The 25,819-nt window shown below is 70.0% G+C and carries 21 protein-coding genes and 1 pseudogene; 16 read left to right on the forward strand and 6 right to left on the reverse strand.

From position 1 onward, the window contains the following. Positions 1-62 precede the first annotated feature (62 nt). The 12 genes from AB0F72_RS24190 to AB0F72_RS24245 all read left to right on the forward strand — a co-directional run bounded on the left by AB0F72_RS24190 (position 63) and on the right by AB0F72_RS24245 (position 15,152). Positions 63-1,868: a hypothetical protein gene (locus AB0F72_RS24190; protein WP_360435303.1), complete on the forward strand. Its 1,806-nt coding sequence runs from the start codon at positions 63-65 to the stop codon at positions 1,866-1,868. Between the two features lie 110 nt (positions 1,869-1,978). Beyond that, a complete protein-coding gene (gene uvrA, locus AB0F72_RS24195; protein ID WP_360435305.1) occupies positions 1,979-4,921 on the forward strand; it encodes an excinuclease ABC subunit UvrA in 2,943 nt (980 codons plus the stop codon). A gap of 177 nt (positions 4,922-5,098) precedes the next feature. Beyond that, complete coding sequence (locus AB0F72_RS24200; RefSeq protein ID WP_360435307.1) at positions 5,099-5,626, forward strand: Rieske (2Fe-2S) protein; 528 nt, start codon at positions 5,099-5,101, stop codon at positions 5,624-5,626. Positions 5,627-5,726: 100 nt separating this feature from the next. After that, positions 5,727-7,868 (forward strand): excinuclease ABC subunit UvrC, encoded by a 2,142-nt coding sequence (gene uvrC / locus AB0F72_RS24205; protein ID WP_360435309.1) that lies wholly within the window; start codon positions 5,727-5,729, stop codon positions 7,866-7,868. Positions 7,869-8,031: 163 nt separating this feature from the next. Then, positions 8,032-8,919, forward strand: coding sequence for an RNase adapter RapZ (gene rapZ / locus AB0F72_RS24210; RefSeq protein WP_360435311.1), 888 nt, complete (start codon positions 8,032-8,034; stop codon positions 8,917-8,919). Next, entirely contained in the window at positions 8,916-9,923 is a 1,008-nt protein-coding gene (gene yvcK / locus AB0F72_RS24215; protein ID WP_360435313.1) for a uridine diphosphate-N-acetylglucosamine-binding protein YvcK, read from the forward strand. Before rapZ ends, yvcK begins: the two co-directional genes overlap by 4 nt. An 82-nt stretch (positions 9,924-10,005) precedes the next feature. After that, the gene (gene whiA / locus AB0F72_RS24220; RefSeq protein ID WP_014441726.1) at positions 10,006-10,986 is read left to right on the forward strand and encodes a DNA-binding protein WhiA; all 981 of its coding nucleotides are present in this window, start codon (positions 10,006-10,008) and stop codon (positions 10,984-10,986) included. A 280-nt stretch (positions 10,987-11,266) separates the two neighbouring features. Beyond that, positions 11,267-12,268: a type I glyceraldehyde-3-phosphate dehydrogenase gene (gap, locus tag AB0F72_RS24225; protein WP_360435315.1), complete on the forward strand. Its 1,002-nt coding sequence runs from the start codon at positions 11,267-11,269 to the stop codon at positions 12,266-12,268. A 6-nt stretch (positions 12,269-12,274) separates the two neighbouring features. Continuing rightward, positions 12,275-13,471, forward strand: coding sequence for a phosphoglycerate kinase (locus AB0F72_RS24230; protein ID WP_360435317.1), 1,197 nt, complete (start codon positions 12,275-12,277; stop codon positions 13,469-13,471). Beyond that, complete coding sequence (gene tpiA / locus AB0F72_RS24235; RefSeq protein ID WP_360435319.1) at positions 13,471-14,262, forward strand: triose-phosphate isomerase; 792 nt, start codon at positions 13,471-13,473, stop codon at positions 14,260-14,262. Before AB0F72_RS24230 ends, tpiA begins: the two co-directional genes overlap by 1 nt. A 99-nt stretch (positions 14,263-14,361) precedes the next feature. Then, positions 14,362-14,613: a preprotein translocase subunit SecG gene (secG, locus tag AB0F72_RS24240; RefSeq protein WP_041829622.1), complete on the forward strand. Its 252-nt coding sequence runs from the start codon at positions 14,362-14,364 to the stop codon at positions 14,611-14,613. Between the two features lie 197 nt (positions 14,614-14,810). Further along, complete coding sequence (locus tag AB0F72_RS24245; RefSeq protein ID WP_014441731.1) at positions 14,811-15,152, forward strand: RNA polymerase-binding protein RbpA; 342 nt, start codon at positions 14,811-14,813, stop codon at positions 15,150-15,152. A 29-nt stretch (positions 15,153-15,181) separates the two neighbouring features. Here the strand turns inward: AB0F72_RS24245 and AB0F72_RS24250 are convergent, their stop codons facing one another. The 6 genes from AB0F72_RS24250 to tkt all read right to left on the reverse strand — a co-directional run bounded on the left by AB0F72_RS24250 (position 15,182) and on the right by tkt (position 22,441). After that, positions 15,182-15,772, reverse strand: coding sequence for a GNAT family N-acetyltransferase (locus tag AB0F72_RS24250; protein ID WP_360435352.1), 591 nt, complete (start codon positions 15,770-15,772; stop codon positions 15,182-15,184). A 52-nt stretch (positions 15,773-15,824) separates the two neighbouring features. Then, positions 15,825-16,544, reverse strand: a complete 720-nt coding sequence (pgl, locus tag AB0F72_RS24255; RefSeq protein WP_360435322.1) for a 6-phosphogluconolactonase — start codon at positions 16,542-16,544, stop codon at positions 15,825-15,827. Between the two features lie 66 nt (positions 16,545-16,610). Beyond that, a complete protein-coding gene (locus tag AB0F72_RS24260; RefSeq protein ID WP_360435324.1) occupies positions 16,611-17,597 on the reverse strand; it encodes a glucose-6-phosphate dehydrogenase assembly protein OpcA in 987 nt (328 codons plus the stop codon). Further along, positions 17,594-19,111 carry a glucose-6-phosphate dehydrogenase gene (gene zwf, locus AB0F72_RS24265; RefSeq protein ID WP_360435326.1) on the reverse strand — a complete coding sequence of 506 codons (1,518 nt, stop codon included), beginning with the start codon at positions 19,109-19,111 and terminating at the stop codon, positions 17,594-17,596. The genes AB0F72_RS24260 and zwf overlap by 4 nt, the downstream gene beginning before the upstream one ends. A 79-nt stretch (positions 19,112-19,190) precedes the next feature. Next, positions 19,191-20,303, reverse strand: a complete 1,113-nt coding sequence (tal, locus tag AB0F72_RS24270) for a transaldolase (RefSeq protein ID WP_360435328.1) — start codon at positions 20,301-20,303, stop codon at positions 19,191-19,193. Between the two features lie 23 nt (positions 20,304-20,326). Then, positions 20,327-22,441, reverse strand: a complete 2,115-nt coding sequence (gene tkt / locus AB0F72_RS24275; RefSeq protein WP_360435330.1) for a transketolase — start codon at positions 22,439-22,441, stop codon at positions 20,327-20,329. Positions 22,442-22,706: 265 nt separating this feature from the next. On the opposite strand from tkt, the gene AB0F72_RS24280 reads away from it, so the two are divergent. From AB0F72_RS24280 to AB0F72_RS24295, 4 genes and pseudogenes are all read left to right on the forward strand, one after another. Beyond that, positions 22,707-23,648, forward strand: coding sequence for a heme o synthase (locus tag AB0F72_RS24280; protein WP_360435354.1), 942 nt, complete (start codon positions 22,707-22,709; stop codon positions 23,646-23,648). A gap of 216 nt (positions 23,649-23,864) precedes the next feature. Next, positions 23,865-24,158 (forward strand): hypothetical protein, encoded by a 294-nt coding sequence (locus AB0F72_RS24285; protein WP_360435331.1) that lies wholly within the window; start codon positions 23,865-23,867, stop codon positions 24,156-24,158. After that, on the forward strand, positions 24,158-25,036 hold the full coding sequence (locus tag AB0F72_RS24290; RefSeq protein ID WP_360435333.1) for a hypothetical protein: 879 nt from the start codon (positions 24,158-24,160) through the stop codon (positions 25,034-25,036). The genes AB0F72_RS24285 and AB0F72_RS24290 overlap by 1 nt, the downstream gene beginning before the upstream one ends. Positions 25,037-25,679: 643 nt before the next feature. Continuing rightward, positions 25,680-25,819, forward strand: a pseudogene (locus tag AB0F72_RS24295) (IS5/IS1182 family transposase); the annotation flags it as partial.

A 25,819-nucleotide genomic window follows, 5' to 3' on the forward strand; every position in this document is an offset into this window, starting at 1 on the left:
TCGGTAGGCACGGGACACCGCTGAGCCCGTACCCGAAAAAGGGCTCTGGCAGAATTCAGCCGGTGCGTGTGGCAGAAGAGATGACCGAGGAGCCGGCGGCGACCGTGGGGGAGGACCCCGCGCGGGCCGGATCGTGGTGGCTCCGGCGGATCGATCTCTGGGTGCCGGCGGCTTTCCTGCTGCTGGCCGTCGTCGTGCTGCTGCCGCTCTGGATCGACCCGAACGGGCGGGTGCTGGCCAGCAACGACGACGACCACGGCGTCTTCCTGTTCGTGCTGGCGCACGCCGAGCGGGTGGTGTTCGACGGGGCCGCGCCGTTCTTCACCGACCGGCTGAACGCGCCGGTCGGGGTGAACATGATGGCGAACACGTCGATCCTGGCGCTGAGCCTGCCGCTCGCCCCGGTCACGCACTTCCTCGGCGGTGGCGTGTCGGTGGCGGTCCTGCTGACGCTGGGCCTGGCCGGCACGGCGGCCGCCTGGTACTGGGTGCTCTCCCGGCACCTGGTGCGCAGCCGGGTAGCGGCGGCGATCGGCGGCGCGTTCTGCGGGTTCGCGCCGACCATGGTGTCGCACGCGAACGGGCACGTGAACTTCGTCAACCAGTACCTGGTGCCGTTCATCGTGTGGCAGGTGCTGCGATTGCGTGAGCCCGGCCGGATCCGGCGCGGCGGGATCATTCTCGGTCTGCTGATCGTGGCGCAGTGCTTCATCAACGAGGAGACGCTGCTCTTCACGGCGCTCACCCTGGGCGTCTTCGTGGTGGCCTACGGCATCATGCGCCCGGATGTCGTCCGTGCCGTGTGGAAACGGTTCCTGGCCGGTCTCGGGGTGGCCGCGGCGACCGCCGGCGCGCTGCTCGCGTATCCGCTCTGGTACCAGTTCTTCGCGCCCGGCAACTACCACGGTCAGCCGTTCGAGCCGGACATGTACGTCACCGACCTGGCCTCGCTGGTCGGCTTCGCCCGGCAGTCGCTGGCCGGGAACGCCGCCCTGACCAGGGAGATGAGCGTCAGCGCGACCGAGGACAACACGTTCTTCGGCCCGATCGGTTTCGTCATGATCGTGGTGTCGGTGGTGATGCTGTGGCGCTCGGCCGCGGCCCGCGCCGCCGCGATCGCCGGTCTCGTGCTGCTGCTCATGTCGCTCGGGCCGGTGCTCAAGGTCTTCGGGCACGACACCGGGGTCCCGCTGCCGTTCGGGCTGATCAGCCACGTGCCGATCATCGACCTGGTCAGTGTGACGCGGTTCGCGATGGTGCCGGCGACGATTGCCGGGGTGCTGCTCGCGCTGGCCGCCGACAAGATCGGGACATATCCGCTTAAAAGGCGGCGGTTCTTCTGGATCGGCATGGTGCTCGCCCTCGTGCCGCTGATTCCCAAGCCGCTGCCCGTGGTCCAGGGCGACCCACTGCCGGCGTTCCTCACCGAGGGCACCTACCAGCAGTACGTGGCCGGCGACCGGACCCTGGTCACCGTCCCGCTCCCGGAGGTCACGACCGGGCGGACCGGGATGCGCTGGGCGACGCTGATGAACCTCGACTACCCGACGCCGCGCGGATACTTCATGGGGCCGGCCGACCCGCCGCGCGACGACACCGGATCGTGGAACGCGCCGCGTCGGTTCACCTCCGACCTGCTCTGGCGGGTCCGGGAGTACGGCCAGGTGCCGGTGCTCACCGACACCGACCGGGCGCGCATCACCGCGGACCTGGTGTACTGGCGTGCGGGGGTGGTGGTGCTGGTCCCCGGTGGCCGGAACCCCGCCGCGCAGCGTGCGGTGCTGGTGGACGCGCTCGGTGAGCCGCAGTTCGTCGGTGGTGTGGAGATCTGGGACCTGAGAGGCCTCCCGGTTCCCCCGAAAGACTGACCGGGAATGTTCGCCATCTGCCAGGCGCTGCAACAGGGTCGCCAGAAATTGTCGTACCCCACGGCTAGCATGGCTGGCTGACTTCAAACACCTGTACGGAGAGGCTGGCAGTGGCCGACCGACTGACTATTCGTGGCGCGCGCGAGCACAACCTGCGCGACGTCAACCTGGACCTGCCCCGCGACGCCATGATCGTCTTCACCGGTCTGTCCGGCTCGGGCAAGTCGAGCCTCGCCTTCGACACGATCTTCGCGGAGGGGCAGCGGCGTTACGTCGAGTCCCTGTCGTCGTACGCGAGGCAGTTCCTCGGCCAGATGGACAAGCCCGACGTCGATTTCATCGAGGGCCTGTCCCCGGCGGTGTCGATCGACCAGAAATCGACGAACCGCAACCCCCGCTCGACCGTCGGCACGATCACCGAGGTCTACGACTACCTGCGCCTGCTGTTCGCCCGGGCCGGCACGCCGCACTGCCCGGTCTGCGGCGAGCGGATCAGCAAGCAGACCCCGCAGCAGATCGTCGACCGGGTCCTGGCGATGGACGAGGGCACCCGGTTCATGGTGCTCGCCCCGGTCGTCCGCGGCCGCAAGGGGGAATATGTCGACCTCTTCGCCGAGCTGCAGGCCAAGGGTTACGCGCGGGCCCGGGTCGACGGCACGGTGCATCCGCTCACCGAGCCGCCGAAGCTGAAGAAGCAGGAGAAGCACACCATCGAGGTGGTGGTCGACCGGCTCAGCGTGAAAACGTCGAGCAAGCAGCGGCTCACCGACTCGGTGGAGGCGGCGCTCGGCCTGGCCGGCGGCATCGTCCTGCTCGACTTCGTCGACCTGCCGGAGGACGACCCGGAGCGGGAGCGGCGCTTCTCCGAGCACCTGGCCTGCCCGAACGACCACCCCCTCGCGATCGAGGACCTGGAACCGCGGGTGTTCTCCTTCAACGCGCCCTACGGCGCCTGCCCCGAGTGCACCGGCCTCGGGACGAAGAAGGAGGTCGACCCCGAGCTGATCATCCCGGACGAGGATGCCACCCTCCGCGACGGCGCGATCCAGCCGTGGTCCGGCGGCACCACCCAGGAGTACTTCCTGCGCCTGCTGGAGGCCCTCGCCGCCGCGGAGAACTTCAGCGTCGACACACCCTGGCGGGCGCTCTCCAGCCGGGTGCAGAAAACCATCCTGTACGGGGCGGAGGACCAGGTCCACGTCCGTTACCGGAACAAGTACGGTCGCGAGCGCTCCTACTACACCGGCTTCGAGGGCGTGGTGCAGTGGATCGAGCGGCGGCACAACGACACCGAGAGCGACTGGTCGCGCGAGAAGTACGAAGGCTACATGCGCGACGTGCCCTGCAAGGTCTGCGGCGGGGCCCGGCTCAAGCCCGAGGTGCTCGCGGTGACAGTGGCCGGCAAGAGCATCGCCGAGGTCTGCAACCTCTCGGTCGGCGAGTGCGCCGATCTGCTGGCCGGGCTGGTGCTCGACGACCGGCAGACGATGATCGCCGAGCGGGTGCTCAAGGAGATCAACGCCCGGCTGCGGTTCCTGGTCGACGTCGGCCTCGACTACCTCTCGCTGGACCGGGGCGCCGGCACGCTCTCCGGCGGCGAGGCGCAGCGCATCCGGCTCGCCACCCAGATCGGCTCCGGCCTGGTCGGCGTGCTCTACGTGCTGGACGAGCCGTCGATCGGCCTGCACCAGCGGGACAACCACCGGCTGATCGAGACCCTGGTCAGGCTGCGCAACCTGGGCAACACGCTGATCGTGGTGGAGCACGACGAGGACACCATCCGGACCGCGGACTGGATCGTCGACATCGGCCCCGGCGCCGGCGAGCACGGCGGGCAGATCGTGCACAGCGGCACGGTCGAGGGCCTGCTGGCGAACGAGAAATCGCCCACCGGGGCGTACCTCTCGGGCCGCAAGAGCATCCCGGTTCCGGCCGGCCGCCGCCCGCAGACGCCCGGCCGTGAGGTGGTCGTGCACGGCGCCCGCGAGCACAACCTGCGCAACCTGACCGTCCCGTTCCCGCTCGGCCAGTTCATCGCCGTCACCGGGGTGAGCGGCTCGGGCAAGTCGACGCTTGTCAACGACATCCTGCACACCGTGATGGCGAACCAGATCAACCGGGCGCGCCAGGTGCCGGGCCGGCACACCAAGGTCACCGGCCTGGAGAACGTGGACAAGGTCGTCGGCGTCGACCAGTCGCCGATCGGGCGGACCCCGCGTTCCAACCCGGCCACCTACACCGGTGTCTTCGACCACGTGCGCAAGCTCTTCGCCGAGACCGCCGAGGCCAAGGTCCGGGGGTACGGTCCGGGCCGCTTCTCGTTCAACGTGAAGGGCGGCCGCTGCGAGAACTGTTCCGGTGACGGCACCATCAAGATCGAGATGAACTTCCTGCCGGACGTCTACGTCCCGTGCGAGGTGTGCAAGGGCGCTCGGTACAACCGGGAGACCCTCGAGGTGCACTACAAGGGGAAGACCATCTCCGAGGTGCTGGAGATGCCGATCGAGGAGGCCGCGGAGTTCTTCTCGGCGCTGCCGGCGATCCACCGTCACCTGCGCACCCTGGTCGACGTCGGCCTGGGTTACGTGCGGCTCGGCCAGCCCGCCACGACGCTCTCCGGCGGTGAGGCGCAGCGCGTGAAACTCGCGTCCGAGCTGCAGAAACGCTCCACCGGGCGGACCGTCTACGTGCTCGACGAGCCGACCACCGGCCTGCACTTCGAGGACATCCGCAAGTTGCTGCTCGTGCTCAACGGCCTGGTCGACAAGGGCAACACGGTGATCACGATCGAGCACAACCTGGACGTCATCAAGACGGCCGACTGGCTGATCGACATGGGCCCGGAAGGCGGCAGCAAGGGCGGGCTCGTCCTCGCCACCGGCACCCCGGAGGAGATCGCCGAGGTGGCGGAGAGTCACACCGGTCAGTTCCTGCGGCCGGGGCTCGGCCTCACCGGCAAGCCGAAGGGCTCGGCGGCCGCGGTGAGCCGCGCCGCCAAGGCGAACGGCACCGGCGCCGCCACCCGCAAGACGCGGGCCAAGGCCGCGGTGTGACTTAGCAAATCTTTAGACGGCTCATAGGGACGCCGCCAGGTCGGGAAACTAGTCTCGGCCCGGCGGCCATGAGGGCACTATTCGGCGGTAACCCTGAACTGATCAACTGCCCAGCCGCGTATCCAAGGGCGACTCCGCGTGATTGCCGAGCGGAAACCAGTACTGGGAGGGCTACACATGACCGACGTGCAGACGAGGACCGAGGCCGAGACCACGCACCAGTGCGCGAGCACCGGCCCGACGTCGACACGGCGCTGCATCCTGGTCGGCGCCGGGGCGCTCGGCGCTACCGCGGTCCTGGCTGCCTGCGGCACCGACGGCACCGGCACCAACCCCAACGGCTCCGACTTCGACGCGAACCCGGCCCCGGCGGGCAGCACCGCGGCGGGCTCGGAGGGCGGTGGCGACACCGGCGGCAGCGCGGAGGTGCTGGTGGCGGCCTCCAAGGTCACCGTCGGCGGCGGTGTGATCACCGACACGCTGGTCGTCACCCAGCCGACCGAGGGCACCTTCAAGGCGTTCAGCAAGGTCTGCACCCACCAGGGGTGCGAGGTCAGCGAGATCAAGGACGGGCAGATCATCTGCCGCTGTCACAACAGCTTCTTCTCGGTCAAGGACGGGGCGCCGACGTCGGGTCCGGCTCAGCAGCCGCTCGCCGAGACCAAGGTGGAGCTGGACGGCGACAACGTGGTCGTCGCGGCCTGATTCCGGCCCGCGGGCACAGGCCGGAGATCCGGCGCCGTGGCGGCGGCACCGGACCTCCGGTCGGGCAATTCTGTCAGTCCCAGGCACTACTGTTGGAGTTGTGCCAGACCCGTCCACTTATCGCCCGGCTCCGGGTACCATCCCGGACTCCCCGGGCGTCTACCGCTTCCGTGACCCAGCCGGCCGGGTGATCTATGTCGGCAAGGCGAAAAGCCTGCGCAACCGGCTCAACTCCTACTTCGCCGACGTCTGGTCGCTGCACGCGCGCACCCAGCAGATGGTCACCACCGCCGGCAGTGTGGATTGGGTCACGGTCGGCACCGAGGTCGAGGCGCTGCAGCTCGAGTTCTCCTGGATCAAGGAGTTCGACCCCCGCTTCAACGTCAAGTACCGGGACGACAAGTCGTACCCGTTTCTCGCCGTCACCCTCGACGAGGAGTTCCCCCGCCTCCAGGTGATGCGCGGTGCCAAACGCAAGGGCGTTCGCTACTTCGGGCCGTACTCGCATGCGTGGGCCATCCGCGAGACGCTCGACCTGCTGCTCCGGGTCTTCCCGGCGCGGACCTGCTCGGCCGGCGTCTTCAAACGGCACGGTCAGATCGGCCGCCCCTGCCTGCTGGGTTACATCGGCAAGTGCTCCGCCCCGTGCGTCGGCCAGGTCGACGCCGAGCAGCACCGCGCCATCGTGGACGACTTCTGCGACTTCATGGCGGGCCGCTCCGACGCGTTCGTCAAACGGCTCGAGCGCGACATGATGCAGGCCTCCGAGGAGCTGGAGTTCGAGCGGGCGGCCCGGCTGCGCGACGACATCGCGGCCCTGCGCCGCGCCATGGAGAAACAGGCGGTGGTGCTCGGCGACGGGACCGACGCCGACGTGGTGGCGTTCGCCGAGGACCCGCTGGAAGCGGCCGTGATGGTCTTCCACGTCCGCGACGGCCGGATCCGCGGCCAGCGCGGCTGGGTGGTGGAGAAAGTCGAGGACCTCACCACCGGCGACCTGGTCCACCACTTCTGCACCCAGATGTACGGTGAGTCCTCCGGCGAGACCGACGTGCCCCGTGAGCTGCTCGTCCCGGCTCTGCCCGACGACGCGGACGCGCTCGCCGACTGGCTGACCGCCCGCCGGGGCAGCCGGGCCAGCCTGCGCGTGCCGCAGCGCGGTGACAAGAAATCGCTGATGGAGACCGTGGCGCGCAACGCGGCCGAGTCGCTGCAACGGCACAAGCTGCGCCGGGCCGGCGACCTGACCACCCGCAACAAGGCGCTCGAGGAGATCGCCGAGGCGCTCGGGATGGACACCGTCCCGCTGCGCATCGAGTGCTTCGACGTGTCGCAGATCCAGGGCACCGACGTGGTCGCCTCGATGGTCGTCTTCGAGGACGGCCTGCCCCGCAAGAGTGAGTACCGGCGGTTCGCGGTCCGGGGCGCCACCGACGACCTGTCCGCGATGAGCGAGGTGCTGCGGCGGCGGTTCGCCCGGTTCAAGGCGGTTCCGGGCGCTGACGCGCCGCGCGACCAGCCGGAGTCGGACGTGGCCGACGAGGCGGCCGACGCGAAACTGCACGGGCTCGAGCCGGAGTCGTCCGACCCGCTTCCCGGCATCGATCCACTTGCCGGCACCGATCCGCTTGCCGGCACCGACCCGCTTCCCGGCACCGACCCGCTTCCCGGCATCGATCCTTTGACCGGCAAGGCGCGCCGGTTCGCGTACCCTCCGCAGCTCGTTGTCGTGGACGGCGGCCAGCCGCAGGTGAACGCGGTCGCCGCGGTCTTCTCCGAGCTGGGCATCACCGACGTGGCGCTCTGCGGCCTGGCGAAACGGCTGGAAGAGGTCTGGCTGCCCGGCGACGACTTCCCGGTCATCCTGCCGCGCACCTCGGAGTCGCTCTACCTGTTGCAGCGGGTCCGTGACGAGGCACACCGCTTCGCGATCACGTTCCACCGGCAGCGCCGGTCGAAACGGATGACGGCGTCCGCGCTGGACGACATCGCCGGTCTCGGCGAGGTGCGGCGCAAGGCGTTGCTCCGGCACTTCGGCTCGCTGAAACGCCTGGCCGCGGCCACCCCGGAAGAGGTCGCCGAGGTGCCCGGCATCGGCCGGCGCACGGCGGAGACGGTTCTGGCGGCGCTCAACCCCGCGGGCAGCCCGGCGCTCAACCCGGCGGGCAGCCCGGCGCTCAACCCCGCGGGCAGCCCGGCGGTCGACCCGGTGGGTAGCCCGGCGGTCGACCCGGATCGGTAGCGGACAGGCTGTCCGGCGGCCGGCCCGGTAGGTGTCGGCCTAGGATGTTGTGTCCGCTTGGTTGTCGGGCGAGGCGCTCGCCTGAGCTCTCGCCGGAGCGGTACCGACGCGCTCGCGTGGGCGGAAACTCGATCGATGCAGGAAACCGGCGCGGGAGGCGTGCGTGGACGAGATAGTGGAACCCGATGAGGCCGGTACCGACCTGGTGGTGGTCACCGGACTCTCCGGAGGCGGGCGCAGCACGGTGGCCCGCGCGCTGGAGAACGTCGGCTTCTACGTGGTCGACAACCTGCCCCAGGCGCTGATGCTGGAGATGGCGGAGCTGGCGTTCGCGGCCGGCGGCGCGGCCCGGCGGACCGCGATGGTGCTGGACGTGCGCAGCCGCGCGTTCTCCACCGACCTGGCCGGCGCGGTCCGGGAGCTCAAGGAGCGCGGTTTCTCGCCGCGCGTGGTCTTCGTGGACGCCGACGACGAGGTGCTGATCCGGCGTTTCGAGTCGGTGCGGCGTTCGCACCCGCTGCAGGGTGACGGGCGGCTCGCCGACGGCATCGCGGCCGAGCGCAAGCTGCTCGAGGAGGCCCGCGACCAGGCCGACGTGATCATCGACACCAGCCATCTGAACGTGAACCAGCTGCGCCGCCGGGTCGAGGAGCTGTTCAGCGGCGACGACTCGCGCCGGCTGCGGATCACCGTGCTGTCGTTCGGTTTCAAGTACGGCCTGCCGCCGGACGCCGACTACGTGCTGGACGCCCGGTTCCTGCCGAACCCGTTCTGGGTGCCGGAGCTGCGCGAGCACACCGGCCTGGAGGAGGGCGTGAGCGGTTACGTCCTGGGCCAGGAGGGCGCCGGCGAGTTCGTCGGGACGTACGCCGGCCTGATCGCGGCGACCGCGCCGGGCTTCGAGCGCGAGGGCAAGCGGTACCTGACGGTCGCCATCGGCTGCACCGGCGGCAAGCACCGCAGTGTCGCCATCGCCGAGGAGCTCACCGCGCGGCTGAACGGGATGCGGCTCTCCGCCCATACCTCGCACCGCGACCTGGGGCGCGAGTGACGGGGGCGGCGCCGATCCGGGTGGTGGCGTTCGGTGGCGGGCACGGCCTGAGCGCCTCGCTGCGGGCGCTGCGGCACTGTGCCCGGGACCTGGAGCTGGACATCACCGCGATAGTGACGGTGGGTGACGACGGCGGTTCCAGCGGCCGTCTGCGGGTGGAGCGCGACGCGTTGCTGCCCCCCGGCGATCTGCGGCAGGCGCTCGCCGCGCTGGCCGACGACCACCCGACCGCGCAGCGCACGGCGCACCTGATGCAGCACCGGTTCGCCGCCATGCCGTCGCAGCGGCGGACGCCGGAGGCCGAGCGGCGCGCCGACCGGTCGGTGGACAGCCTGGCCGGGCACGCCGTGGGAAACCTGCTGCTGCTCGGCCTGATCGAGATGCTCGGCGACCCGGTGCTGGCGCTGGACCACGCCGCCGAGATGGTCGGCGCGCGGGGCCGGGTGCTGCCGATGGCGCTGCACGCGGTGGGCATCGAGGCGGACATGGTGGGACCGGCGGGCGAGTCGGTGACCGTGCGTGGTCAGCACTCGGTCGCCGTGGCGGACGGCCGGGTGACCGCCCTGCGGCTGCATCCGGCGAACCCGCCGGCCTGTCCGGAGGCGCTCGCCGCGGTCCGCGAGGCCGACTGGCTGATCTTCGGGCCGGGCTCGTGGTACACCAGCGTGCTGCCGCACCTGCTGGTGCCGGACCTGGCCGCGGCGATCGTGGCGAGCCCGGCGCGCCGGCTGGTCACGCTCAACCTCAGCGCGGACAAGGAGACGTCCGGCCTCTCCACCGCCGATCATCTGGCCGCCCTGCACTGGTACCTTCCCGAGCTGCGGGTCGACACGGTGCTGGCGGACGCCAAGTGGGCGGGGGAACCGGAACCGGTCCGGGCGGCCGCGCAGGCACTCGGCGCGGAACTGGTCCTGGCCCCCGTCGCCGTCGCGGACGGCAGCCCACGGCATGATCCTGAGTCGTTGGGTGTTGCACTGGTGCCAGTATTGGGCTCCGCTCGTTAGTTACTGGCGTAGTGCAGTTGGTGGCGTAGTGCGGCACACACTGAGGCTCAGTTCAAGATCCGGCGCATGAGGTGACGAGACGATGGCGATGACGGCAGCAGTCAAGGACGAGCTGAGCCGGGTCGACGTGCCCAAGCCCTGCTGCCGGCGGGCCGAGATGGCGGCGTTGCTGCGGTTCGCCGGCGGCCTGCACATCGTGTCCGGGCGGGTGGTGGTCGAGGCCGAGCTGGACACCGGCGCTGTCGCGCGGCGCCTGCGGCGGGAGATCGCAGACGTGTACGGGTACCCGAGCGAGGTGCACGTGCTCGCCTCCGGCGGCCTGCGAAAGGGCAGCCACTACATCGTGCGGATCGTCAAGGACGGCGAGGTGCTGGCCCGGCAGACCGGCCTGCTGGATGTCCGCGGACGGCCGGTGCGCGGCCTGCCGCAGCACGTGGTGAACGGCAACGTGTGCTGCTCGGTGGCGGCGTGGCGGGGCGCGTTCATGGCGCACGGCTCGCTCACCGAGCCGGGCCGGTCCAGCGCTCTGGAGATCACCTGCCCGGGCCCGGAGGCGGCGCTCGCCCTGCGCGGCGCGGCGCGCCGGATCGGGATCACCGCGAAGGAGCGCGAGGTCCGCGGCGTGGACCGCGTGGTGATCAAGGACGGCGACGCGATCGCGGCCCTGCTCACCCGGATCGGCGCGCACTCCAGCGTGCTGGCCTGGGAGGAGCGCCGGGTCCGCCGGGAGGTGCGCGCCACCGCGAACCGGCTGGCGAACTTCGACGACGCGAACCTGCGCCGGTCCGCGCGGGCGGCGGTCGCGGCCGCGGCCCGGGTCACCCGCGCCCTGGAGATCCTCGCCGACGACGCGCCGAACCACCTGACCTCGGCCGGCCGGCTGCGGCTGGAGCACCGGCAGGCCTCGCTGGAGGAGCTCGGCGCGCTCGCCGACCCGCCGCTGACCAAGGACGCGATCGCCGGGCGGATCCGGCGGCTGCTCGCCCTCGCCGACAAGCGGGCCCGTGACCTCGGCATTCCCGACACCGAAGCGGCCGTAACGCCGGAGATGATGGCCTGCTAGTGACTTTCGGCCCTCCGTGCGGGGCCCCGATTTAGATAACGTTCAGGTCGCGGCCCCGCTGCGTTGCGAGTACCCGGTCTCGGCTAGGGTCACTGGTGACGGCGACGGTGCCGGCAGTTCGGCCGAACCCCCCGCTGTGACGCCGCCGACTCAGGTCGCGGCGCTCCACGCTCCTTCGGGCGCGGCGGCCGGGCGCCCTTGGACGCAGCCCTCCACTTGGCGGGCATGCAGACCCTCCGCCGGTCGCAGAACCCGGCGGACCGAAACGAGGAGACCACCTGTGACCATCCGGGTTGGCATCAACGGCTTCGGCCGTATCGGTCGTAACTTCTTCCGGGCGGTTCTCGCGTCCGGCGCCGACATCCAGATCGTCGGCGTCAACGACCTGACCGACAACGCCACTCTCGCCCACCTGCTGAAGTACGACAGCATCCTGGGCCGTCTGGGCCACGAGGTGAAGGCGACCGCCGACGAGATCACCGTCGGTGGCAACACGTTCAAGGCGTTCGCCGAGCGTGACCCGAACAACCTCCCGTGGGGCGACCTGGGCGCCGACGTCGTCATCGAGTCGACCGGCTTCTTCACCGACGCCACCAAGGCCAAGGCGCACATCGACAAGGGCGCCAAGAAGGTCATCATCTCGGCTCCGGCCAAGAACGAGGACATCACCATCGTCATGGGCGTCAACGACGGCCTGTACGACGGCGCGAAGCACACGATCATCTCGAACGCTTCCTGCACCACCAACTGCCTCGCCCCGATGGCGAAGGTCCTGAACGACACGATCGGGATCGAAAAGGGTCTGATGACCACGATCCACGCCTACACCCAGGACCAGAACCTCCAGGACGGCCCGCACAAGGACCTGCGTCGCGCCCGCGCCGCCGCTCTGAACATCGTGCCCACCTCGACCGGCGCCGCGAAGGCCGTCAGCCTGGTGCTGCCGGAGCTCAAGGGCAAGCTGGACGGCTTCGCGCTGCGGGTGCCGATCCCCACCGGCTCGGCCACCGACCTGACCTTCACCGCCGCCCGTGACACGTCGGTCGAGGAGGTCAACGCCGCGATCAAGGCTGCCGCCGAGGGCCCGCTCAAGGGCATCCTGGTCTACACCGAGGACGACATCGTGTCGGCCGACATCGTCACCGACCCGGCCTCCTGCATCTTCGACGCCGGCCTCACCAAGGTCATCGGTGGCAACCAGGTCAAGGTCGTCGGCTGGTACGACAACGAGTGGGGCTACTCGAACCGCCTCGTCGACCTGGTCAAGCTGGTCGGGGCCTGATCTACCTTGAAGACTCTCGACGACTTGCTCGGCGAGGGGGTCTCGGGTCGGCGCGTCCTGGTGCGCGCCGACCTGAACGTCCCGTTCGACAAGAAGAACCCGGGAGTTATCAGCGACGACGGCCGCGCCCGCGCGGTGCTGCCGACGCTGATCGCTCTGCGTGACGCGGGCGCCCGCGTCATCGTCATGTCGCACCTGGGCCGCCCGAAGGGCGAGCCGGACCCGAAGTTCACCCTCCGCCCGGTCGCGACCCGGCTTGCCGAGCTGCTCGGCTCGTCGGTCGTCTTCGCCGACGACACGGTCGGCCCGGAGGCCACCCAGGCGGTCGCCGAGCTGCAGGACGGCCAGGTGCTGCTCCTGGAGAACCTGCGGTTCAACAAGGGCGAGACCTCGAAGGACGACGCCGAGCGCGGCGCTTTCGCCGACGAGCTGGCGAAGTTCGCGGACTGCTACGTCGATGACGCGTTCGGTGCTGTGCACCGCAAGCACGCGTCGGTCTTCGACGTCGCGGCCCGCCTGCCGCACTACGCCGGCGGCCTGGTGCTCAAGGAGGTCGAGGTCCTCAAGAAGGTGTCCGAGGCCCCCGAGCAGCCCTATGTGGTCGTCCTCGGCGGCTCCAAGGTCTCCGACAAGCTCGCCGTGATCCAGGCGCTGCTGCCGAAGGTCGACAAGCTGCTCGTCGGTGGCGGCATGTGCTTCACCTTCCTGAAGGCGCAGGGTCACGAGGTGGGCAAGTCCCTCCTCGAGACCGAGATGATCTCGGTTTGTGCCGACCTGCTGGAGCAGGCGGACGGCCGGATCGTCCTGCCCGTCGACGTCGTGGCCGCCACGGAGTTCTCCGTCGACGCCACGCACGACGTCGTGGATGTCGCGGACATCCCGGCGGATCGGCTCGGCCTGGACATCGGTCCCAAGTCCACAGAGCTCTTCGCTTCGGCTGTGGCCGGCGCCAAGACGGTCTTCTGGAACGGCCCGATGGGCGTCTTCGAGCTCGCCCCGTTCGCCGCCGGCACCCGCGGCGTCGCCGAGGCGATCACCAAGATCGACGGCTTCTCGGTCGTCGGCGGCGGTGACTCGGCGGCGGCGGTGCGGACCCTCGGCCTGGACGAGTCCGCGTTCGGCCACATCTCCACCGGCGGGGGCGCGTCCCTGGAGTACCTCGAAGGCAAGACGCTGCCGGGCGTCGCCGCACTGGAGAAGTGATGACGACGACCCCCCGTAAGCCGATCATCGCCGGCAACTGGAAGATGAACCTCAACCACTTCGAGGCGAATCTGCTGGTCCAGAAGCTGGCCGCGAGCCTCACCCCGGCTCAGCTGGAGGCCGTCGAGACCGTCGTGCTGCCGCCCTTCACCGACCTGCGCACCGTGCAGACCGCTGTGGACGGCGACAAGCTCGCGATCGCGTACGGCGCTCAGGACATCTCGCAGCACGCGTCCGGCGCGTACACCGGCGAGATCGCCGGCTCGATGCTGGCGAAGCTGGGCGCGACCTACGTCGTGATCGGGCACTCCGAGCGCCGCGAGTACCACAACGAGACCGACGAGCTGATCAACGCGAAGATCAAGGCGGCGTTCGCGGCCGGCCTGACCCCGATCTTCTGCGTCGGCGAGGGCCTGTCCGTCCGCGAGGAGTCGGCGCACGTCAGCCACTGCACGGCGCAGGTCGACGCGGGCCTGGACGGGCTCAAGGAAGACCAGGTCAAGCAGATCGTCATCGCGTACGAGCCGGTCTGGGCGATCGGCACCGGCAAGACCGCGACGCCGGAGGACGCCCAGGAGGTCTGCGGCGCGATCCGTGCGCGGCTGGTCGAGAAGTTCGGCGCCGAGGTCGCTGAGGCGGTCCGGATCCAGTACGGCGGCTCGGTCAAGGCGGCGAACATCGCCTCGATCATGGCGAAGCCGGACGTGGACGGCGCCCTGGTCGGCGGCGCGAGCCTGGACGCCGAGGAGTTCGCCTCCATCGTGCGCTTCCCGGAGCACGTCGCCCGCTGATCTTCGGTCAAGACTGTGCGTGCCCGGCCGTGGTAAACGGCCGGGCACCCGCTATTGTGGGACGGCTTGCTGTGCCCTTCGAGAGGAATGATCCCGACCATGCCGATCGCGTTCGCTTACACGTTGATCGTGTTGCTGATCATCACCAGCATTCTGCTGACCCTGCTGATCCTGCTGCACCGCGGCAAGGGCGGCGGCATGTCGAGCATGTTCGGTGGCGGCGTGACCTCGAGCCTGGCCGGTTCCTCGGTCGCCGAGAAGAACCTGGACCGGTACACCGTGCTGGTGGGCATCATCTGGTTCGCCTGCATCGTCGGGCTCGGTTTCTGGCTCAAGCTTCAGCTGGCATGACAGCACACGGAGCGCTGGCTTCCTGACTGGCGCCTTCAGTCGTACAATCTGCCGCGCGGCCGGTTTTTCCGGCCGCGCGGTTTTTTGTCCCCGCAGTCCGTTTCCGAGCCGTTTCCACCCGTCCGTTTTGAGTGATCTCGAAACAAGACCCCCGCCGGGACGGCTTCTTGAGGCCCCTCGAGACAGGAGTGACGTCCGTGTCCAGTGGCAGCGCTATCCGCGGCAGCCGGGTCGGGTCCAGCCCGATGCGGCCCGACGAGCGCACCGAACCCGCACCGCGCCGGCAGATCACGTACTTCTGCGCGGCCGGTCACGACAGCCAGATCTGGTTCGCGGCCGAGGCCGCGACGCCGGAGACGTGGGACTGCCCGCGCTGCGGGCAGCCGGCCGGCCTCGACGGGGCGAACCCGCCGGGCCGGTCACGCGTCGAGCCGTACAAGTCGCATCTCGCGTATGTGAAGGAGCGCCGCAGCGAGGAGGACGCCCAGGCGATCCTCGCCGAGGCGCTCGCCAAGCTGCGCCAGCGACGCGGCGAGTGATCGTAAGCCGGCCGTACGGGGGCGGCCGGCTACATCTCGGTGTCCCTGCCCAGGAAGAGGGCGCCGGTGTCCTGGGTCGGGATGTCGTGGAATCCGAGCCGCTTGTAGAACGCGTAGGCGCCCTGGTTCTCCGGCGCCATGCCGAGATGCACCCGCGGCACGCCGGCCGCCCGCAGGCCGCCCAGGAAAGCCGCGATCAGGCCACGGCCGAGCCCCTTGCCCTGTGCCTCGGGCAGCAGGTCGATGTGCAGGTGCGCGGGATAGTCGGCCAGCTCCGGCAGGAGCATCCGCTCCGGATCGTGGTGCAGCCCGAGCATCACCTCGTCGCGCGGATCCCCGGCGGGCATGCGGTCCGCGGTGGCGGGCAGCCAGGTGGTGCGGTACCACTCGACGAACGCCGGGGTGTCGGCCGTGCCCAGCACGTACCCGACCGCGGCGCCGTCGCCGGCGTCCACCACGTACGCGTGCTGCGGCTCGTGCACCACGTAGGGCACCGCCCAGATCTCCCCGAGCAGACGGTCCGAGCTGTGCAGTCCGCGGGCGTCCTGCCCGGCCGCGCCGGTCCGCACACAGATGTCGTAGATCGCGTCGAGGTCGCTGGACTGATAGCTGCGGATCATCACGGCGGCCAGTGTAGAGGGAAGGGCGCGGGGCGCCCTTCCCCGGAAAACCTCAGCGGATCTCTGCGGCGGCTGCCCGGTCCAGCAGCCAGAGAGTCTTGCGTACGCCGGTAGCACTCGCCGCCGGCAGATGGGCGCCCGCGTGGACGGCGCCGATCGGCTTCGCCTTGTCCGGTCCGGCCGCGATCAGCCACACCTCGTCGGCGCTCTGGATCGTCGACAGCGTCAGCGTGACCCGGGTGGGGGGCGGCTTCGGGCTGTTGAACGCGGCCGCCGTCGTCCCGGTCTCGGCGAGCACCGGGTGCTCCGGGAAGAGCGACGCCACGTGGCCGTCCTCGCCGACGCCCAGCATCAGCACGTCGAAGCGGGGGAGCGGCGCGCCCAGTTCCTCGGCGTACCGCGCGGCGGCCGCGAGCGCGTCATCGCCGTCCGGGCCGTCGGACGCCGGCATGGCGTGCACCCGTGCCGGGTCCAGCGGCAGCTTGTCCAGCAGGGCCTCGCGGGCCTGCGTCTCGTTGCGGTCCGGGTCACCGGCCGGCAGGAACCGCTCGTCGCCCCACCACAGGTCCACCCGGGACCAGTCGATGGCGGCGGAGGCGGGCAGCTCGCGGATCGCGTGCAGCACCTTCGCGGCGACCCGGCCGCCGGTCAGCACCACGCTCGCCGTCCCGTGCACCGCCTGCGCGTCGATGATCTTGATGGCGAGCCGTGCCGCCACCGTCGACGCCAGGATGTCGGCGTCCGGCACCACCACGACCACGGTCTCACTCAATTGACGTCTCCCTTATAAAGGCCGTCCGCCGCGATGCGGCGGACGGCCCGGTCGATCCGATCAGAATCAGGCGGCGGCGCTTGCCGCACGAGCCGCCAGCGCCGGGTCCTTCCAGACGTGTACGCGCATCGGGTTGCGCTTGTCCAGGTCCGGAACCCCGGCCATGGCGCCCAGCGCGTCCGCGTAGATCTGGTCGGCGTCGAGCCGGCGCAGCTCCTCGGCGAGCTCGTCACCGACCGGCCGCTTCGGCAGCGGCATGTACCGGTCCTCCTGGCCGGTCCGGCTGAACAGCGCCGTGCCCTCCTCGCGGGTGACCCGGACGAAGTCGCCGTTCGCGCACTGCAGCTCCACCGAGTGCATCCGGGGTGCCCGGTCGGTGTGCTCCAGCACCGGCTCGATGCCGAGGCGGGACTTGAGCCAGCCCAGCATCAGCCAGGCGGTCGGGTCCTGCTGCGGCGCGACGATCCGGGCGCCGGTGACGCGGGCCTCGGCGGTGTCGAACGCGCCGGCCACCAGGGTGCGCCAGAGCGTGATCCGGGTCCAGGTCAGGTCGGTGTCGCCGGGCGAGTAGTCGATGGCCCGCTGGCGCAGCGCCGCCACCGGGTCGGGCGCCTGCGCGCTGTCGGTGATCCGCCGGTCGGCGACCACGCCAAGGAAGTCGTTGGCGATCATGTTCGGCGGCTCCTCGTGCCACCAGCTGACCACCGGGACGTCCGGGGCGAGCAGCGGCATCACCACCGACTCGGCGTGCAGCGCGAGACGGCCGTACATCCGCATGACGACCGCCTCGGCCGGGCCGAGACGCCCGCCCACGACGATCTCCGCGTCCAGCCGGCTGCGGCCCTCCAGGTCGGAGCGGACCACGATGAGCAGCCGGCACGGGTGCGCGGCCGCGGCGATGGTCGCCGCCGCCTCGGCCTCGCGGACCTTCTTCTCCTCGACCACCGAGATCAGGGTGAGCGCCAGACCGGAGGCGACGCCGCCGGCGCTGCGCCGCTCGGCGGCCAGTGCCTTGACGACCTCGTTGCCGGTGGTGTCCCAAAGGCCGATCATGCTCGCCTCCAAGCACGGCCCTCGCGGGCCAGCATCTCGTCGGAGGCTCGGGGCCCCCACTCGCCGGCCCGGTACGGCTCCGGGGCGGTGCCGGCCCACGCGGCCTCCAGCGGGTCGATGACCCGCCACGACTGCTCCACCTCGGCCGCGTCCGGGAAGAGCGTGCGGTCGCCGATCAGCACGTCCAGCAGGAGTCGCTCGTACGCCTCCGGGCTGGACTCGGTGAACGCCTCGCCGTACTGGAAGTCCATCGCGATGTCGCGGACCTCCATGGCGGTGCCGGGCACCTTCGAGCCGAACTTCAGCACCACGCCCTCGTCCGGCTGCACCCGGATGACCAGCTGGTTGTTGCCGAGCATCTCCACGTCCGCCGGGTCGAACGGCAGGTGCGGCGCCCGCTTGAAGAGGATCGCGATCTCGGTGACCCGGCGGGGCATCCGCTTGCCGACCCGCACGTAGAACGGGACGCCGGCCCAGCGCCGGTTCTGGATGCCGAGGCGGACCGCCGCGTACGTCTCGGTCGTGGAGCCCGGCGGGATGTTCGCCTCCTCCAGGTACCCCACGGCCCGCTCGCCGGCCACCCAGCCCGGGAGGTACTGCCCGCGGACCGAGCCTTTCGCCATGTCGGCGGGCAGACTGACCGCCTTGAGGACCTTCAGCTTCTCGGCCCGGATCTCATGCGGGTCGAAGCTCGTCGGCTCTTCCATGCCGACCAGCGCGAGCAGCTGGAGAAGGTGGTTCTGCAGCACGTCGCGCGCGGCGCCGGAAGCGTCGTAGAACGCCGCCCGGGTGCCGATGCCGACGTCCTCGGCCATTGTGATCTGCACGCTGTCGACGTACTTGGAGTTCCAGACCGGCTCGAACAGGCTGTTCGCGAAGCGCAGCGCCAGAATGTTCTGGACCGTCTCCTTGCCGAGGTAGTGGTCGATCCGGAAGACCTCGTTCGGGTTGAACACGTCGTCCACGAGCTCGTTGAGAGCGACAGCGGAGGCGTAGTCGTGGCCGAACGGCTTCTCCACCACGACCCGGCGCCAGCCGCCCAGCTTCGCGTTGTCCGCCAGCCCGGTGCGGTTGAGCTGGTTGAGCACCAGCGGGAACGCCGCCGGCGGGATCGAGAAGTAGAAGGCGGTGTTGCCCGCGATGCCATTGCGCTCGCGAAGCTCGTCGAGAGTCTCGGAGAGCTTGTCGAAGTCGTTCTCGTCGTCGAACGAGCCGGGCACGAAGTGGAACTGGCTGTTGAGCCGTTGCCAGACGTCCTCCCGCCACGGCGTCCGGGCGCCCTTCTTGGCGGCGTTGTACGCCAGCGACTCGAAGTCGCCGTCTCCCCAATCGGCCCGGGCGAAGCCCACGACCACGAAGCCGGGCGGCAGCAGACCGCGGTTGGCCAGGTCGTACACGGCCGGGATGAGCTTCTTTCGGGACAGGTCACCGGTGACCCCGAAGATCACCAGAGCGCAGGGCTCCGGAATCCGCGGAAGCCGACGGTCCTGTGCGGTACGCAGCGGATTACCCACGTTGCCATCCTGCCAGGTTTTCGAAGATGGAGCGGCCTGTCGCGGGAGTCCCGCGACAGGCCGCAGATGGTGCTGCCGATCAGGCGCCGGTGCCGACCTTCAGCGACTTGGCGACGTGCTCCAGGAGCTCGTTCCAGCTCGCCTCGAACTTCTCCACGCCCTCGGCCTCCAGGACCTTGAAGACGTCGGCGAAGTCGATGCCGGCCGCGGCCAGGTCGTCGAAGACCTTGTGGGCGTCGGCGAAGTTGCCGCTGACGGTGTCGCCGCGGGTGGTGCCGTGGTCCTCGAACGCGAAGATGACCGACTCCGGCATGGTGTTCACCGTGCCGGGCGCGATCAGCTCCTCGACGTAGATGGTGTCGAGGAAGTCCGGGTTCTTCGTGCCGGTGGACGCCCACAGCGGACGCTGCGGGTGGGCGCCGGCGTCGGCCAGGGCCTTCCACCGGTCGCTGCCGAAGACCTCGGCGTACGCCTCGTACGCCAGCCGGGCGTTGGCGATGGCCGCCTTGCCCTTGAGGGCCTTGGCCGAGTCCGAGCCGATCTTGTCGAGCCGCTTGTCGACCTCGGTGTCCACGCGGGAGACGAAGAACGACGCGACCGAGCCGATCTTGCTGAGGTCGTGGCCGTTCGCCTTCGCCTGCTCCAGGCCGGCCAGGAACGCGTCCATGACCGCCCGGTAGCGCTCGACCGAGAAGATCAGCGTGACGTTGACGCTGATGCCCGCGGCCAGCACCTCGGTGATGGCGGGGAGGCCGGCCAGCGTCGCCGGGATCTTGATGTAGAGGTTGGGGCGGTCCACCAGCCACCAGAGGGTCTTCGCCTCGGCGACCGTCGACTCGGTCTCGTGCGCCTTGCGCGGGTCCACCTCGATCGAGATCCGGCCGTCGACGCCGTTGGAGGCGTCGTAGGTCGGCCGGAACACGTCGGCGGCCCAGCGGACGTCCTTGGCGGTCATGAGGCGGATCGCCTCCTCGACCGTGACGCCCTGGACGGCGAGGTCACGGACCTGCTCGTCGTAGGCGTCGGCGTCGGAGAGCGCCTTCTGGAAGATGCTCGGGTTGGTGGTGACACCGACCACGTGCTGTTCGCGGCGCAGCTTGTCCAGCGAGCCGCTGGTGAGACGTACCCGAGAGAGATCGTCGAGCCATACCGCCACGCCCTGGGCGGAGAGCTCAGCCAGCCTGTCCGTCATTGCCTTGCTCCTTAACAAACGTCTCAGTTGCCGGTCTTGTGGCCGGTGATCTCGCCGACCCTGGCGAGGGAGGCATTGGCCTTCGCGACGACGTTGTCCGCGGTGAAGCCGAACTGCTCGAACAGGATCTTCGCGGGGGCGCTGGCGCCGTAGTGCTCGATGCTGACGGCCTCGCCGGCGTCACCGAGAATGCGGTCCCAGCTCATCCGGATGCCGGCCTCGACCGAGACCCGTGCCTTCACTCCACGCGGAAGAACCTGCTGCTGATATGCAACGTCCTGCTGGAAGAACCATTCCTGGCAGGGCATCGAGACGACCCGGGTCGGGGTGCCCTCGGCCTCCAGGCGCTCCTGCGCGGTGAGCGCGATGGAGACCTCGGAGCCGCTGGCGACCAGGATCACCTTGGGCTCGCCGGTGGACGCCTCGGAGAGGATGTAGCCACCCTTGAGCGTGCCCTCGGCCGACGCGTACTTGCTGCGGTCGATCGTGGGCAGGTTCTGCCGGGACAGCGCCAGCGCGGTCGGCCGGTCGGTGTGCTCCAGAGCGCCCCGCCACGCGTACGCGGTCTCGTTGGCGTCGGCCGGGCGGACCACGTCGAGGCCGACGATCGCGCGCAGGGCGGTCAGCGTCTCGATCGGCTGGTGCGTCGGGCCGTCCTCGCCGAGACCGATCGAGTCGTGCGTCCACACGAAGACGACCGGCAGCTTCATCAGCGCGGAGAGGCGGACCGAGCCGCGCATGTAGTCGCTGAAGACCAGGAACGTGCCGCCGTACGGGCGGGTGCCACCGTGGACCGCGATGCCGTTGAGGATCGAGCCCATGCCGTGCTCACGGATGCCGAAGTGCAGCGTGCGGCCGTACTCGTGACCCGGGAACTCCTTGGTGGCGTACTCCGCCGGGATGAAGGACGGCTCGCCCTTCATCGTGGTGTTGTTGCTCTCCGCCAGGTCGGCCGAGCCGCCCCAGAGCTCGGGCAGCACCGGCGCGAGCGCCTCCAGGACCTTGCCGGACGCGGCGCGGGTGGCCAGGCCCTTCGGGTCCGCGGGGAACTCGGGCAGCGCGGCGTGCCAGTTGTCCGGCAGGGTGCGGGTGGCGAGGCGGTCGAAGAGCGCCTTGCCCTCGGGGTTGCCGGCGGCCCAGGCGTCGAACGCCTTCTGCCACTCGGCACGCGCCGCCTTGCCGCGCTCGACGACCTGCTGCGCGTGCTTCACGACCTCGTCGTCGATGGCGAACGGCTCGTTCGCGAAGCCGAGGATCTCCTTGGTCGCGGCGATCTCGTCGGCGCCCAGCGCGGAGCCGTGGATCTTGCCGGTGTTCTGCTTCTTCGGCGCCGGCCAGCCGATGATCGTCTTGAGGACGATGAACGACGGCTTGTCGGTGACCGACTTGGCGGTCTGGATCGCGTTCCAGAGAGCCTCCACGTCCTCGTGGTAGCCGTCCTCGCCACGCCAGTTGACGGTCTGGACGTGCCAGCCGTACGCCGCGTAGCGCGCGCCGACGTCCTCGGACTTGGCGATCCGGGTGTCGTCCTCGATGGAGATCTCGTTGTCGTCGTAGATCACCGTGAGGTTGCCGAGCTTCTGCACCGCCGCGATGGCGCTGGACTCGTGGCTGACACCCTCTTCGATGTCGCCGTCCGAGCACATGGCGTACACGTGGTGGTCGAACGGGGACTGGCCGGCGGCGGCGTCCGGGTCGAACAGACCGCGCTCGCGGCGGGCGGACATCGCCATGCCGACCGCGTTGCCGATGCCCTGGCCCAGCGGGCCGGTGGTGATCTCGACGCCGGGGGTGTGCCCGTACTCCGGGTGACCGGGCGTGAGCGAGTCCCACTGGCGCAGCGACTTCAGGTCATCCAGCGAGGTGCTGTAACCGTTGAGGTAGAGCTGAACGTAGAGAGTGAGGCTCGAGTGACCGCAGGACAGCACGAAGCGGTCCCGGCCCGCCCATTCCGGGTCCGTGGGGTCGTGCCGCATGACGCGGTTGAAGAGCAGGTAGGCGGCCGGCGCCAGGCTCATGGCGGTACCGGGGTGGCCGTTGCCGGCCTTCTCCACGGCGTCCATGGCCAGGACCCGGGTGGTGTCCACCGCCTTGCGGTCGAGGTCGGACCAGTTGAGAGCGGGATCTGTGGCAGCCACGTCGGTTGTGCTCCTCGGGCAAAAATAATGGAACCCTTTTCGGCTTGACCCTATCCAGTCGGGCTAAACACGTGCGCAGTGAACGCCCTAGACACATACGCTGTGGGCGGACACGCCGGATCAAGTGGTGTGACGGTATGCACCCGTACTGGGTGCCCCGAGCAGCGGAGACGGCTGCGCGTAGGCTGTCCGGGCGGGCCGCTGGGTGAATACCCGGCAACGGCCGCGAAATAAAGCCGATGCCGGAAGGTGGCTGTCCGTGAGCATGATCACCGAGCGTCCCGTCCATGGACGGGAGCCCGGCGTGGCGGAGCGTGCGCCACGTGAGACTCGACGCAACCGGACCGCGGTTCTCAGGGCTTATCTGGCTCTGACCAAGCCCGCGATCGTCGAGCTCCTCCTCGTCACCACCGTGCCGACGATGATGCTGGCGGCCGGGGGATGGCCGAACTGGATCACGTTCGCGGTGGTGCTGATCGGCGGTGCGCTGGCGGGCGGCGCGGCGAGCGCGCTGAACTGCTACATCGACCGCGACATCGACCAGCTGATGCGGCGCACGAAGCGGCGGCCGCTGCCGGCCCACGAGATCACCCCGCGTGCGGTGCTGATCTTCGGCCTCACCCTCGCCGTGATCTCGGTCGTGCTGATGGCCGTGTTCACGAACTGGCTGGCCACCGCGCTGACCGCGGCGTCGATCTTCTACTACGACGTGATCTACACGATGTGGCTGAAGCGGCGGACCCCGGCGAACACGTTCTGGGGCGGCGTCTGCGGCGCGGCTCCGGTGATCATCGGCTGGGCCGCGGTCACCGGCACGATCAGCGCGATGGGCTGGGCGCTCTTCGCGGTCGTCTTCTTCTGGCAGATGCCGCACTTCTACGCGCTCGCGGTGAAGTACAAGGACGACTACGCGCGGGCCGGCATCCCGATGCTGCCCGTGGTCCGCTCGATGAACCGGGTGAACTTCGAGATCGTCCTCTACACGGTGCTGACCCTCGCCGCCTCGTTCGTGGCGTGGCCGCTGGGCCTCGGCCCGATCTACGGGGTCACCGCGATCGTGATGGGCGCCGCGTTCCTCGCCGAGGCGATCCGGCTCGCCTACCTGACCAAGGCCGGCTCGCCGGTGAACCCGATGCGGCTGTTCCACTTGTCGATCACGTACCTGACGGTGGTCTTCATGGCGGTCGCCGTCGATGCGTTGATCTAACCGTCACGGACCGGCGGTTCGTCGCACCGGATGTCCGGATTGTGATCACTTCCGACTACTGTCCGTCACCCGTTGGATTGACTTCGTTGCATCCGGCAATTCGGACGAAATCTCCGCATAACAGTGCGCCAATTTTCGAAACCTGCTGGTAATTGGAGTCACAAAAGCAGTGTGGAGTGCCCCGCGTGTCGTGGCGGACTGCTTAGGCTGCCCCCTATGGCAGAAGGTTCCGTTACGACACTGACCTCCGAGATCAAGTCTTTCGCCGCCGGGCACGGCGGCGCCAAGGCGGTGATCGAGTACGTCGGTAAGCGCGGCGCCCGTATCGTCCTCGTGGGTGAGGACGGCGAGTGGTCCGACCAGTTCGCCCAGGACACCGGTGTCGCACGTGAGGCTTGCGAGCACGCCGGGGTCACCGTGGAGAACGAGTGGGAGCGGGAGCTCCTGGAACAGATGCGGCCAAGCAACGACCTGTGGCGCTCGATGGCGCGCCGGAGCATGGCCCGCTAGTGAGCGCTGTGAGCCAGGTCGCGCTCGTGACGTGCGCGACCTTTCCTGACCTCTGGGACGACGACCACCCCCTGCGCGACGCGTTGCGTGAGCGCGGGGTGGTCGTCGAGGCCGTTCGCTGGGACGACGAGTCCGCGGACTGGTCCCGTTACGACCTCACGGTGATCCGCTCGCCCTGGGATTACGTGGAGCGGCGCGACGCCTTCGTCGCCTGGGCGCAGCGCGTGCCGCGCCTGGTGAACCCGGCGAGCATCGTCGAGTGGAACACCGACAAGGTCTACCTGCGCGACCTCAGCGAGGCCGGCATCCCGACCATCCCCACCGAGTTCGTCGCGCCCGGCGCGACGTGGACCCCGCCGTCCGAGGGGGAGTGGGTGGTCAAGCCGACGATCAGCGCCGGCAGCCAGGACACCGGGCGGTACGCGCTGCCCGCGCAGCTCCCGCTCGCCGAGGCACACGTGCGGCGGCTGCTGGACGCCGGCCGCACCGTGATGATCCAGCCGTACCTGACGGCCGTGGACACCGCCGGCGAGACCGCGGTCCTCTGCACCCCCGACGCGAGCGGTGAGCTGACGTTCAGCCACGCCATCCGGAAGGGTCCGATGCTGACCGGCCCCGCCGACGGCACCATTCAGCCGGGGGACGAACACATCAGCCCGCGTACGCCGTCGGCCGCCGAGCTGGAGGTCGCGTCGAAGGTCCTGGCCGCGATTCCCGGTGGCACGAAGCAGTTGCTCTACGCCCGGGTCGACCTGATTCCCGGGCCGGACGGGACGCCCACGCTGATCGAGCTGGAGCTGACCGAGCCGAGCCTGTTCCTGCGCACGTCCCCGGCGGCGGCCACCCGCCTGGCCGACGCGATCGTCAGCCGCCTCTAGCCCGAACGCGCACCGCCAGCCCCGAAACACGCAACGCCCCGGCCGCCGCACAGGCGCCGGGGCGTAGCCGTCTCCCGCCGCCGCCGCCGCCGTCCGGGCCGTCTCGCGGGCATTTGCGCCGCTTCCCGCCGTCCGCGCCGCTTCCCGCCGTCCGCGCCGCTTCCCGCCGTCCGCGCCGCTTCCCGCCGGCCGCGCTGCTTCCCGCCGTCCGCGCTGCTTCCCGCCGTCCGCGCCGCTCCCGCCGCTCCCGCCGCTCCCGTCGCTCCCGCCGCTCCCGCCGCTCCCGCTCCCGCCGTCCGCGCCGTGCGCCGCTGCGCCGTCTCGCGATCGGCGTGGGTCGCACTCGGGTGCGCTCGGCATCTGAAGTCGACACCCTGCGGTGGGACCGTTCGGGTAGGGGCATTTGTGAGGGCGCACGATGCGGTGCGGCACGGCGGTGAAAGCACACGGAAGCCCGCGCCGGCATGGATGAGGTCCCACCGATCCGGTCTGTGCGCCGACACCTCGGTTATGGAGCCTGTTGCTTTTTGGCTACGGTGGTTACGGGTGACTAGCCACTTTGATCCATGTTTGTGATCATTTAGGGGTGGCGAAGTGGTATCGGCCGGTCGATCGTGACCAAGCGTTCTTGCTGCCGCCGTCGATGACGGACTGGCTCCCCGAGGATCACCTGGTGTGGTTCGTGATTGAAGCGGTCGGTCAACTCGACACGACCGCGTTCCACGCCCGGGCGAAGCTGGGCGGGGTCGGCCGGCGTGGCTATCACCCGGACATGCTGCTCAC

Source organism: Actinoplanes sp. NPDC023936 (genome assembly GCF_040639325.1).
Taxonomy (GTDB): Bacteria; Actinomycetota; Actinomycetes; order Mycobacteriales; family Micromonosporaceae; genus Actinoplanes.